The organism is Enterobacter sp. Acro-832 (assembly GCF_011752745.1).
Lineage (GTDB): Bacteria > Pseudomonadota > Gammaproteobacteria > Enterobacterales > Enterobacteriaceae > Enterobacter > Enterobacter quasiroggenkampii.
In genome coordinates, this window is the sequence record NZ_VWWX01000011.1 from 73,035 (window position 1) to 84,702 (window position 11,668).

The following is an 11,668-nucleotide window of genomic DNA, read 5'->3' on the forward strand; positions in this document are numbered from 1 at the left end:
GGTTGTTATATGGGGATTCGCATGTTTGATATCGGACTTAACCTGACCAGCTCGCAGTTTGCGAAAGATCGCGATGAGGTGGTTGCGCGCGCGTTTGCCGCCGGGGTGAAAGGACTGCTGCTGACGGGCACCAACCTGCATGAGAGCGAGCAGGCGCAGCAGCTGGCGCAACGCTACGAACGCTGTTGGTCTACCGCGGGCGTACACCCACATGACAGCAGCCAGTGGACCCCGGAAAGCGGTGAAACCCTGCGCAGGCTGGCGAAGACACCGGAAGTGGTGGCGATTGGCGAATGCGGTCTCGATTTCAACCGTAACTTTTCCACGCCTGAAGAGCAGGAAAAGGCATTCACTGCCCAGCTTGCGCTGGCGGCAGAGCTTGAAATGCCCGTATTTATGCACTGTCGCGACGCGCATGAGCGTTTCCTGACTCTGCTGGATCCGTGGCTTGAGAAACTGCCGGGCGCAGTGCTGCACTGTTTTACCGGCTCACGGCAGGAGGCGCTGGAGTGCCTGGAGCGCGGGCTTTATCTGGGGATTACCGGCTGGGTTTGCGATGAGCGCCGCGGGCTTGAGCTTAGGGAACTGTTGCCAGCGATCCCGGCTGACCGGTTGCTCCTTGAAACGGATGCGCCTTATCTGCTGCCGCGCGATATGAAACCCAAACCGGCATCGCGACGCAATGAGCCCGCTTATCTGGGGCACATTGTTGAGCGCGTCGCGACGTGGCGCGGAGAGGATCCGCACTGGCTTTCCGCACAGACGGATGACAACGTGCGTAAGCTGTTTGGGATAAACGTTTAAAGTTTACGGAAGTCGGTGTTTTTAACGCTCTGCAGCACCTGCTTGTTCAGCAGATTAAGCAACAGCATGGAGCGCGCTTCCCCGTCCGGCTCGGCAAAAATCGCCTGCAGGCCTTCGAAAGCCCCTTCAGTAATCACGACGCTATCGCCCGTGTAGGGCGTTTCCGGGTCGGTAAGGCCTTCGGGCTGCTGATAAATCGACAGCTGGTGGATCACCGATGAGGGAACCGTCGCGGGGTGAGCGCCAAAGCGAACAAAATGGCTGACGCCGCGCGTGGCGCTGATGGTGGTGGTGTGGATCACCTCCGGGTCGAACTCCACGAACAGGTAGTTCGGGAATAACGGCTCGCTCACGGTTGTGCGCTTCCCGCGCTGCATTTTTTCAAGCGTGATCACGGGCGTCAGGCAATTGACAGACTGACGTTCAAGATGTTCCTGCGCGCGCTGAAGTTGCCCGCGTTTGCAATACAGTAAATACCAGGCCTGCATAATCACTCTTTCCCTTAGTTCGGGGCGCAAGCATATCAAAACCCTGGCGGGATCGCTAAGTTGATTATAATGGGCGAAAATGGGACAGAACGCATAACTTCACGCTAATTTAACAAAATTACAGCATCAAGCAGGCTTACGCCGTATAATGAAGCGCTTACAGAGAGGCCATGATTAACTGCATGAAATACCACGATCTCCGCGACTTCCTGACGCTGCTGGAAAAGCAGGGTGAACTCAAACGTATTACACTTCCTGTTGATCCTTATCTGGAGATGACAGAAATTGCTGACCGCACCCTGCGTGCCGGTGGCCCCGCGTTACTGTTTGAAAATCCGAAAGGGTACGCCATGCCGGTGCTGTGCAACCTGTTTGGTACACCGCGTCGCGTCGCACTGGGGATGGGGCAGGAAGACGTCACGGCCCTGCGCGAAGTCGGTAAGCTGCTGGCCTTTCTGAAAGAGCCGGAGCCGCCGAAAGGCTTCCGCGATCTGTTCGACAAGCTGCCGCAGTTTAAGCAGGTGCTGAACATGCCCACTAAACGCCTGCGCGGCGCGCCATGCCAGCAGAGGGTGCTGGAAGGCGATGCGGTTGATTTGACTAAAATCCCTGTCATGCAGTGCTGGCCGGAAGATGCCGCGCCGCTGATCACCTGGGGACTGACCGTTACGCGCGGCCCGCACAAAGAACGCCAGAATCTCGGTATTTACCGCCAGCAGTTGATTGGCAAGAATAAGCTTATTATGCGCTGGCTGTCGCATCGCGGCGGCGCGCTGGATTTCCAGGAGTGGTGTGCTGCGCATCCAGGTGAACGTTTCCCGGTGTCCGTTGCGCTGGGCGCCGATCCGGCCACCATTCTCGGGGCCGTCACGCCCGTACCGGATACGCTCTCGGAGTATGCCTTTGCTGGCCTGCTGCGCGGGACGAAAACCGAAGTCGTGAAGTGTATCTCTAACGATCTTGAAGTCCCGGCCAGTGCAGAAATTGTGCTGGAAGGTTACATTGAATCGGGTGAAATGGCGCCGGAAGGCCCTTACGGCGACCACACCGGCTATTACAACGAAGTGGATAACTTCCCGGTGTTTACCGTGACGCACATTACGCAGCGTGAAGATGCGATTTATCACTCCACGTATACCGGGCGTCCACCGGATGAACCGGCGGTACTGGGCGTGGCGCTGAATGAAGTGTTTGTGCCGATCCTGCAAAAGCAGTTCCCGGAAATTGTTGATTTTTATCTGCCGCCTGAAGGATGCTCGTATCGCATGGCGGTGGTCACGATGAAGAAGCAGTATCCAGGTCATGCTAAACGCGTGATGATGGGCGTGTGGTCTTTCCTGCGCCAGTTTATGTATACCAAATTTGTTATTGTCTGCGATGATGACGTTAACGCCCGCGACTGGAATGACGTAATCTGGGCCATTACCACGCGAATGGACCCGGCGCGCGATACGGTGTTAGTCGAAAACACGCCGATTGATTATCTGGATTTTGCCTCGCCGGTTTCCGGCCTTGGCTCAAAGATGGGACTGGATGCCACAAATAAATGGCCTGGCGAAACCGACCGTGAATGGGGTCGCCCGATCAAAAAAGATCCTGCTGTGACCGCGCGCATTGACGCGATCTGGGACGAGCTGGCCATAATGAATAACGGTAAACCCTGAGCTGACCGTTAAGCCCTATAGACTTCCCGACAGAGAGAGCGAATGACAACCTTAAGCTGTAAAGTGACCTCGGTAGATGCCATCACCGACACCGTATATCGCGTCCGTTTAGTGCCAGAAGCGCCATTCTCTTTCCGCGCGGGTCAGTACCTGATGGTCGTGATGGATGAGCGTGATAAGCGTCCTTTCTCCATGGCCTCCACGCCAGCGGAGCAGGAATTTATTGAGCTTCATATCGGTGCGTCAGAGCTTAACCTGTATGCGATGGCCGTCATGGACCGCATTCTGAAAGAGCGCGAGATCGTAGTGGATATTCCGCACGGTGATGCGTGGCTGCGCGATGACGAAGACCGTCCGCTGATCCTGATTGCCGGTGGTACAGGCTTCTCCTACGTGCGCTCCATTCTGTTGACCGCCCTGGCGCGTAATCCCGACCGTGATATCACGATCTACTGGGGTGGCCGTGAAGAGAAACACCTGTATGACCTGTCTGAACTGGAAGCGCTGAGCGTTACCCATCCTAACCTGCGCATTGAGCCGGTGGTTGAGCAGCCGGAAGAGGGCTGGCGCGGGCGTAGCGGGACGGTGCTGACGGCAGTGCTGCAGGATCACGGTACGCTGGCGGGGCATGATATCTACATTGCAGGGCGTTTCGAGATGGCGAAAATAGCCCGCGATCTGTTCTGTAACGAACGTGATGCGCGTGAAGACCGCCTGTTTGGCGATGCGTTTGCCTTCATTTAAATAAAAAACCCGCCCCTGACAGGCGGGAAGAACGGCAACTAAACTGTTTCTCTTCGCCAGTGACACGACTGGCGGTGAGGTACCTCTCGTAGGCCGGGAAAGCGCAGCGCCTCCCGGCAAAAGCCCGATGGCGCGATGCTTATCGGGCCTACGTTATAGCCTTACACTCTCTCAAACACCGTCGCGATACCCTGACCCAGCCCGATACACATCGTTGCCAGACCAAACTGGGCATCTTTGCGTTCCATCAGGTTGATCAGCGTCGTGCTGATACGCGCCCCGGAGCAGCCCAGCGGGTGACCGAGGGCGATCGCGCCGCCGTTGAGGTTAATCTTCTCGTCGATCTGCTCCATCAGCCCCAGATCTTTAATGCACGGCAGGATTTGCGCGGCGAACGCTTCGTTCATCTCAAAGAGATCGATGTCGCTGGCGGTTAAGCCCGCTTTTTTCAGCGCCAGCTTTGAAGCCGGAACCGGGCCGTAGCCCATGATCGACGGATCGCAGCCCACGACCGCCATCGAGCGTACCCGAGCGCGAGGCGTTAATCCCAGCTCGCGGGCGCGGCTTTCGCTCATTACCAGCATCGCGGCGGCGCCGTCGGACAACGCCGACGAGGTCCCTGCCGTGACCGTACCGGTGACGGGGTCAAACGCCGGACGCAGCGTGGATAGCGCTTCGACGGTGGTTTCCGGGCGGATGACTTCGTCGTAGCTGAACTGCTTCAGAACGCCGTCTGCATCGTGGCCGCCGGTAGGGATGATCTCGTTCTTAAAGGCACCAGACTGCGTGGCGGCCCATGCGCGAGCGTGAGAGCGTGCGGCAAAGGCATCCTGCATTTCGCGGCTGATGCCGTGCAGGCGGGAGAGCATCTCGGCGGTCAGACCCATCATCCCCGCAGCTTTCGCCACGTTGCGGCTCATCCCCGGGTGGAAATCGACCCCGTGACTCATCGGGACGTGACCCATATGCTCGACGCCACCGACCAGGCAAGCCTGAGCATCGCCGGTCATGATCATGCGGGCAGCGTCGTGCAGCGCCTGCATTGATGAACCGCACAGGCGGTTAACGGTGACGGCCGGAACCGAATGCGGGATCTCCGCCAGCAGCGACGCGTTGCGGGCGATGTTGAAGCCCTGCTCCAGGGTCTGCTGCACGCAGCCCCAGTAGATATCGTCGAGCGCAGCCGGATCCAGCGCCGGGTTACGCGCCAGCAGGCTACGCATCAGGTGCGCGGAGAGGTCTTCCGCACGCACGTTACGGAACGCGCCGCCTTTTGAACGGCCCATCGGGGTGCGAATCGCATCAACAATGACAACCTTTTCCATTGTGACTCCTTAAGCCGTTTTCAGCTCGCCAACCGGACGGGCTGGCTCAACTGCGGGATAGTAGGGTTCGTTATGGCGCGCTTTGTTACGCAGCCCTTCCGGCACTTCATACAGCGGGCCGAGGTGCTGATACTGCTGAGCCATATCGAGATAGCGGGCGCTGCCGAGTGTGTCCAGCCAGCGGAACGCGCCGCCGTGGAACGGAGGGAAGCCCAGGCCGTATACCAGCGCCATATCCGCTTCCGCCGGGCTGGCGATAATGCCTTCTTCGAGGCAACGCACCACTTCGTTGATCATCGGAATCATCATGCGGGCGATGATCTCATCGTCGGTGAAGTCGCGTTTCGGCTGACTGACATCGGCCAGCAGGCTATCCACCGCCGCGTCTTCTTCTTTCTTCGGTTTGCCCTTGCTATCTTCTTTATAGCGCCAGAAGCCCAGACCGTTTTTCTGACCGAAGCGGTTAGCGTCGAACAGCGCGTCAATCGCGTCGCGATAGTCTTTCTGCATGCGCTGCGGGAAGCCTGCCGCCATTACCGCCTGGGCGTGGTGGGCGGTATCAATGCCCACAACGTCCAGCAGATACGCCGGTCCCATCGGCCAGCCGAACTGTTTTTCCATCACTTTGTCGATTTTGCGGAAGTCCGCGCCGTCGCGCAGCAGCTGGCTAAAACCGGCGAAATAAGGGAACAGCACGCGGTTGACAAAGAAGCCCGGACAATCGTTAACGACGATCGGCGTTTTGCCCATCTTGCTTGCCCAGGCCACCACTTTGGCGATGGTGTCGTCAGAGGTTTTTTCCCCACGGATCACTTCGACCAGCGGCATACGGTGTACCGGGTTGAAGAAGTGCATACCGCAGAAGTTTTCCGGACGCTTCAGCACGCTCGCCAGTTCGCTGATTGGAATAGTGGAGGTGTTAGAGGCCAGCACGGTATCCGGGCGAACCTTGTCTTCTGTTTCCGCCAGCACCGCTTTTTTAACCTTCGGGTTCTCGACGACGGCTTCGACCACCACGTCGACACGATCAAAACCGCTGTATTCCAGCACGGGCTGAATGGTGGAAATCACGCCTGCAAGCTTCAGACCGTCAATTTTGCCGCGCTCAAGCTGTTTATTCAGCAGCTTGGCCGCTTCGGTCATGCCCAGCGTCAGGGATTTCTCGTTGATGTCTTTCATCACCACCGGCACGCCTTTCCAGGCCGACTGGTAAGCGATGCCGCCACCCATAATGCCCGCGCCGAGTACCGCCGCATGTTTTGGCGTCTCAACGTTTTTGGTCAGCTGTTTGGCTTTGCCTTTCACAAACTGATCGTTCAGGAAGATACCGACCAGCGCGCGAGCCTCATTGGTGTGCGCCAGCGGGACAAAGCTCTGATTTTCGAGCTTCAGCGCTTCATCGCGCCCGAAACGGGCAGCCGCTTCAATGGTTTTCACCGCCGTGATCGGCGCCGGGTAGTGTTTACCCGCCGTCTGCATCACCATGCCTTTGGCGATGGTGAAGCTCATGGTGGCTTCAATCTTGCTGAGTTTTAACGGCTCCAGCTTCGGCTGGCGTTTGGCCTTCCAGTCCAGATCGCCGTTAATGGCCTGACGCAGAATAGCGAGTGCGCCTTCAACAAGCTTCTCCGGTTTTACAACGCCGTCGACCAGTCCAATTTTCTGCGCCTGTTCTGCGCCGACATCTTTACCCGCGGCAATGATCTCCAGCGCGCTGTCGGCACCGAGCATGCGCGGCATACGGACGGAGCCGCCAAAGCCCGGCATAATGCCCAGCTTGGTTTCCGGCAAGCCGATGCGCAGGTCCGGCGTCGCCAGGCGATAGTCGGTCGCCAGCACGCACTCGCAGCCACCGCCCAGCGCATAGCCGTTAACGGCGGAAATAGTCGGGACAGGCAGATCTTCCAGACGATTAAAGACGCTGTTGGCAAAGTGCAGCCACTGGCTCAGCTGTTCTTCCGGGACCAGGAACAGCGAAAGGAACTCGGTGATATCGGCACCGACGATAAAGGCCGCTTTGTTCGAACGCAGCAGCAGCCCTTTTAATTCAGGTTGTTTTTCAAGAACATCCAGCGCCTGGCCAAGACTGGCCACCGTCGCGGTATCAAGCTTGTTCACTGAGCCGGGGGCATCGAACACCAGTTCGGCAATGCCATCTTCCAGCCAGTTGAGGTACAGGGTGTCGCCTTTGTAGAGCATGTCAGTCTCCTGAATCCAGCAATTGGATCTGGTCATACCAGATGAATCGGAGTGTGGGATTTATGTTAATAAAATGCAAATTACTCATTAAGAAATTGCTGCATTGATCACGGTCGGTGGAAATCACGCAGGCGGAGTGAGGTGTGCTAAGATGCGATGACTTGAGGTCAAAAAACGAAAGGAATAATGATGGACTCACTGGCTTCGCTTTATAAAAATCATATCGTTACCCTACAGGAACGTACCCGCGATGTACTGGCCCGCTTTAAGCTGGATGCGCTGCTGATCCACTCCGGCGAGCTGATGAATACCTTTCTGGATGACCACGCTTATCCGTTCAAGGTGAACCCACAGTTTAAGGCGTGGGTGCCGGTGACGCAGGTGCCCAACTGCTGGCTGCTGGTGGATGGCGTGAACAAGCCGAAACTATGGTTCTACCTGCCGGTCGATTACTGGCACAACGTTGAGCCGCTGCCGACCTCTTTCTGGACGGAAGAGATTGAGGTCATTGCGCTGCCAAAAGCGGACGGTATTGGCGGCCAGCTGCCTGCCGCACGTGGCAACATCGCCTATATTGGCCCTGTTCCGGAGCGTGCATTGGGTCTGGATATTGCGGCAGACAAACTCAACCCGAAAGGGGTGCTAGATTACCTCCACTATTACCGCGCGTATAAAACTGACTATGAACTTTACTGCATGCGTGAAGCGCAAAAGACCGCGGTGAACGGTCACCGTGCGGCGCATGAAGCCTTCCAGTCCGGCATGAGCGAGTTCGATATCAACCAGGCGTACCTGACTGCCACCGGTCATCGCGATACCGACGTGCCGTACAGCAACATTGTCGCGCTCAACGAGCACGCGTCCGTCCTGCACTACACCAAACTGGATCACCAGGTTCCGTCGGAAATGCGCAGCTTCCTGCTGGACGCAGGGGCAGAGTATAACGGCTACGCGGCCGACCTGACCCGCACCTGGGCGGCGAATGCGGACACCGAGTTCGCGCAGCTGATCAAAGACGTGAACGATGAACAGCTGGCGCTGATTGCCACCATGAAGGCGGGCACCAGCTATGTGGATTACCACATCCAGTTCCATCAGCGCATCGCCAAACTGCTGCGTAAGCACCAGATTGTGAAAGACATGAGTGAAGAGGCGATGGTCGAGAACGATCTGACCGGGCCCTTCATGCCGCACGGCATTGGTCACCCGCTGGGCCTGCAGGTGCACGACGTTGCGGGCTTTATGCAGGATGATACCGGTACGCACCTGGCGGCACCGTCTAAATATCCTTACCTGCGCTGCACCCGCATTCTGGAACCGCGCATGGTGCTGACGATTGAACCGGGGATCTACTTTATCGAATCCCTGCTGGCGCCGTGGCGTGAAGGCCAGTTCAGCAAGCACTTCAACTGGGAAAAAATTGACGCGCTGAAGCCGTTTGGCGGTATTCGTATCGAAGATAACGTGGTGATTCACGAAAACGGTATCGAGAATATGACGCGAGACCTGAAGCTGGCCTGATGGAAAGCTGGCTAATACCGGCTGAACCGGTCACCTTTGTTGAGGAAATCAAGAAAAGCCGCTTTATTACGCTGCTGGCACATACCGACGGCGTAGAGGCGGCAAAAGCGTTTGTCGAGTCCGTCCGGGCTGAGCATCCTGACGCCCGTCACCACTGCGTGGCGTGGGTAGCAGGGCCGCCGGACGATTCGCAGCAGTTGGGGTTTTCCGATGACGGTGAACCGGCGGGCACGGCCGGTAAACCCATGCTCTCCCAGCTAATGGGCAGCGGCGTGGGCGAAATAACCGCCGTGGTGGTGCGCTACTACGGCGGCATTTTGTTAGGCACCGGTGGGCTGGTTAAAGCCTATGGCGGGGGCGTGCAGCAGGCGCTTAATATGCTGGTCACTACCCGCAAAACGCCGCTTACCGAATATACTTTATTATGCGATTACGCCCAGCTATCGGGTATTGAAGCGCTGCTGCGGCAGTTTAACGGTGTCATCGCACACAGTGAATATCAGGCAATGGTGCAATTACGCGTGGCGCTTCCTCAGGCGGAACTGGCTGCTTTTTCAGCAAAACTCGCTGATTTTAGTCGTGGTTCGTTGCAATTGCTGCCGATTGAAGAATAATCCCCACCTCACTTTTGAATACCAAAGGAAGCGGCAGAGATGCATTTTCGTGCCATAACCCGAATCGTTGGACTGCTGGTCATACTCTTTTCCGGGACGATGATTCTCCCTGGACTGGTGGCGCTTATCTACCGGGACGGCGCGGGGCGGGCATTTACCCAGACCTTCTTTGTCGCGCTGGCGATCGGCTCCCTGCTGTGGTGGCCGAACCGTCGTCAGAAAGGTGAACTGAAATCTCGCGAAGGCTTTCTGATTGTGGTCCTGTTCTGGACGGTGCTGGGGAGCGTCGGTTCGCTGCCCTTTATCTTCTCTGAACAGCCTAACCTGAGCATCACGGATGCCTTCTTTGAATCTTTCTCCGGCTTAACGACGACCGGGGCGACGACGCTGGTAGGACTGGATTCGCTGCCGCACGCGATTCTCTTTTATCGTCAGATGCTGCAGTGGTTCGGCGGTATGGGGATCATCGTCCTGGCGGTGGCCATCCTGCCTATACTGGGCGTCGGGGGGATGCAGCTTTATCGTGCCGAAATGCCCGGGCCGCTGAAAGACAATAAAATGCGGCCGCGTATTGCCGAGACGGCGAAAACCCTGTGGCTGATTTATGTCTTGCTGACTGTTGCCTGTGCGCTGGCGCTATGGTTTGCCGGGATGCCCGCGTTTGATGCTATCGGGCACAGTTTTGCGACGATTGCGATTGGCGGGTTCTCTACCCACGATGCCAGCGTGGGCTACTTCGACAGCCCAACGATTAACACTATCATTGCCATTTTCCTGCTGATCTCTGGCTGTAACTACGGTCTGCATTTCTCTTTACTGAGCGGGCGCAGCCTGAAGGTATACTGGCGTGACCCTGAGTTCCGCATGTTTATTGGCGTCCAGCTGACGCTGGTGATCATCTGCACCCTGGTGCTCTGGTTCCATGATGTCTATAACTCCGCGTTGACCACGCTAAACCAGGCTTTCTTCCAGGTGGTGTCGATGGCGACGACCGCCGGGTTTACCACGGACAGCATCGCGCGCTGGCCGCTGTTCCTGCCGGTGCTTTTGCTCTGTTCCGCGTTTATCGGCGGCTGTGCGGGGTCGACGGGCGGTGGTCTGAAGGTAATTCGTATTCTGCTGCTGTTTAAGCAGGGTAACCGCGAGCTGAAGCGTCTGGTCCACCCGAACGCGGTCTACAGCATCAAGCTGGGGAACCGCGCGCTGCCGGAACGTATCCTCGAAGCGGTGTGGGGATTCTTCTCGGCGTATGCGCTGGTCTTTATCGTCAGTATGCTGGCGATTATCGCGACGGGAGTGGATGATTTCTCCGCTTTTGCGTCCGTCGTCGCAACATTGAATAACCTCGGGCCTGGCCTGGGCGTGGTGGCGGATAACTTTGCCAGTATGAACCCTGTCGCGAAATGGATCCTCATCGCCAATATGCTGTTTGGTCGTCTTGAGGTCTTTACGCTGCTGGTACTGTTCACCCCTACATTCTGGCGCGAGTAAGGAGCCGTTGATGAAAACACTGATTCTTTTCTCTACGCGAGACGGGCAAACGCGGGAGATTGCCGCCTATCTGGCATCTGAACTCAAAGAGCTGGGGATTTACTCGGATGTGGTAAACCTGAACCGTGTGGATCAGATTACCTGGCAGGATTACGATCGCGTGGTGATTGGTGCATCTATTCGTTACGGGCATTTCCATCCGGCGCTGGATCGCTTTGTGAAAAAGCATACGGCGAAGCTCAATACGTTGCCCGGCGCGTTCTACTCGGTCAATCTGGTCGCGCGTAAACCCGAGAAGCGCACGCCGCAGACCAACAGCTACACGCGCAAGTTTTTACTCAACTCGCCGTGGCAGCCAGAACTGTGCGCCGTCTTTGCTGGCGCGCTGCGCTATCCTCGCTACCGCTGGTATGACCGCTTTATGATCCGTCTTATTATGAAGATGACGGGGGGCGAAACCGACACGCGTAAAGAAGTGGTTTATACCGACTGGTCGCAGGTAGCCAGTTTTGCGCGAGAAATCGCACATTTAACGGGCGATTCGAGACATAAATAAGCGTTAAGTTTGAAAAGTGAGCGAACGAAAAGTTTTTTGTATTTTGTGCTTGTCACTTCAGAATAACTCCCTATAATGCGCCTCCACTGACACGGAACAACGGCACACACGCCGCCGGGTCAGCAGAGAAAAGCGAAAATAAACGCTTGACTCTGAAGCGGGAAAGCGTAATATGCACACCCCGCGCCGCAGCGAAAACGAAGCGGCACTGCTCTTTAACAATTTATCAGACAATCTGTGTGGGCACTCAAAGTGACATGGA

Annotated in this window: 10 protein-coding genes; 7 read left to right on the forward strand and 3 right to left on the reverse strand. The window is 56.8% G+C overall.

Annotated elements, in window-relative coordinates; translation table 11 throughout:
• Window positions 1-21: 21 nt before the first annotated feature.
• A complete protein-coding gene (gene tatD / locus F3J31_RS22700; protein ID WP_167215674.1) occupies window positions 22-804 on the forward strand; it encodes a 3'-5' ssDNA/RNA exonuclease TatD in 783 nt (260 codons plus the stop codon).
• Here tatD and rfaH read toward each other — a convergent pair.
• On the reverse strand, window positions 801-1,292 hold the full coding sequence (rfaH, locus tag F3J31_RS22705) for a transcription/translation regulatory transformer protein RfaH (protein ID WP_028015881.1): 492 nt from the start codon (window positions 1,290-1,292) through the stop codon (window positions 801-803). The genes tatD and rfaH overlap by 4 nt on opposite strands.
• 170 nt (window positions 1,293-1,462) lie before the next feature.
• Between rfaH and ubiD the strand changes: the two genes are divergently transcribed.
• Complete coding sequence (ubiD, locus tag F3J31_RS22710) at window positions 1,463-2,956, forward strand: 4-hydroxy-3-polyprenylbenzoate decarboxylase (protein ID WP_167215677.1); 1,494 nt, start codon at window positions 1,463-1,465, stop codon at window positions 2,954-2,956.
• Between the two features lie 42 nt (window positions 2,957-2,998).
• A complete protein-coding gene (gene fre / locus F3J31_RS22715; protein ID WP_008501516.1) occupies window positions 2,999-3,700 on the forward strand; it encodes an NAD(P)H-flavin reductase in 702 nt (233 codons plus the stop codon).
• 161 nt (window positions 3,701-3,861) lie between these two features.
• Here the strand turns inward: fre and fadA are convergent, their stop codons facing one another.
• Both fadA and fadB read right to left on the reverse strand, forming a co-directional pair.
• A complete protein-coding gene (gene fadA, locus F3J31_RS22720) occupies window positions 3,862-5,025 on the reverse strand; it encodes an acetyl-CoA C-acyltransferase FadA (protein ID WP_008501515.1) in 1,164 nt (387 codons plus the stop codon).
• A gap of 9 nt (window positions 5,026-5,034) precedes the next feature.
• Window positions 5,035-7,224: a fatty acid oxidation complex subunit alpha FadB gene (gene fadB / locus F3J31_RS22725; protein WP_167215680.1), complete on the reverse strand. Its 2,190-nt coding sequence runs from the start codon at window positions 7,222-7,224 to the stop codon at window positions 5,035-5,037.
• Window positions 7,225-7,413: 189 nt separating this feature from the next.
• Between fadB and pepQ the strand changes: the two genes are divergently transcribed.
• The 4 genes from pepQ to hemG are packed head-to-tail and all read left to right on the forward strand — an operon-like array spanning window position 7,414 to window position 11,406.
• The gene (gene pepQ, locus F3J31_RS22730; RefSeq protein ID WP_104949907.1) at window positions 7,414-8,745 is read left to right on the forward strand and encodes a Xaa-Pro dipeptidase; all 1,332 of its coding nucleotides are present in this window, start codon (window positions 7,414-7,416) and stop codon (window positions 8,743-8,745) included.
• On the forward strand, window positions 8,745-9,359 hold the full coding sequence (locus F3J31_RS22735) for an IMPACT family protein (protein ID WP_024908007.1): 615 nt from the start codon (window positions 8,745-8,747) through the stop codon (window positions 9,357-9,359). Before pepQ ends, F3J31_RS22735 begins: the two co-directional genes overlap by 1 nt.
• Window positions 9,360-9,398: 39 nt before the next feature.
• Window positions 9,399-10,850 carry a Trk system potassium transporter TrkH gene (trkH, locus tag F3J31_RS22740; protein WP_023309600.1) on the forward strand — a complete coding sequence of 484 codons (1,452 nt, stop codon included), beginning with the start codon at window positions 9,399-9,401 and terminating at the stop codon, window positions 10,848-10,850.
• A 10-nt stretch (window positions 10,851-10,860) separates the two neighbouring features.
• Window positions 10,861-11,406 carry a menaquinone-dependent protoporphyrinogen IX dehydrogenase gene (hemG, locus tag F3J31_RS22745; RefSeq protein WP_167215683.1) on the forward strand — a complete coding sequence of 182 codons (546 nt, stop codon included), beginning with the start codon at window positions 10,861-10,863 and terminating at the stop codon, window positions 11,404-11,406.
• Window positions 11,407-11,668: the final 262 nt, after the last annotated feature.

Bases quoted from the DNA above. Each gene is read 5' to 3' on its own strand.
- tatD (WP_167215674.1), top strand. From the start codon at position 22: ATGTTTGATATCGGACTTAACCTGACCAGCTCGCAGTTTGCGAAAGAT.
- rfaH (WP_028015881.1), bottom strand. From the start codon at position 1,292: ATGCAGGCCTGGTATTTACTGTATTGCAAACGCGGGCAACTTCAGCGC.
- ubiD (WP_167215677.1), top strand. From the start codon at position 1,463: ATGATTAACTGCATGAAATACCACGATCTCCGCGACTTCCTGACGCTG.
- fre (WP_008501516.1), top strand. From the start codon at position 2,999: ATGACAACCTTAAGCTGTAAAGTGACCTCGGTAGATGCCATCACCGAC.
- fadA (WP_008501515.1), bottom strand. From the start codon at position 5,025: ATGGAAAAGGTTGTCATTGTTGATGCGATTCGCACCCCGATGGGCCGT.
- fadB (WP_167215680.1), bottom strand. From the start codon at position 7,224: ATGCTCTACAAAGGCGACACCCTGTACCTCAACTGGCTGGAAGATGGC.
- pepQ (WP_104949907.1), top strand. From the start codon at position 7,414: ATGGACTCACTGGCTTCGCTTTATAAAAATCATATCGTTACCCTACAG.
- F3J31_RS22735 (WP_024908007.1), top strand. From the start codon at position 8,745: ATGGAAAGCTGGCTAATACCGGCTGAACCGGTCACCTTTGTTGAGGAA.
- trkH (WP_023309600.1), top strand. From the start codon at position 9,399: ATGCATTTTCGTGCCATAACCCGAATCGTTGGACTGCTGGTCATACTC.
- hemG (WP_167215683.1), top strand. From the start codon at position 10,861: ATGAAAACACTGATTCTTTTCTCTACGCGAGACGGGCAAACGCGGGAG.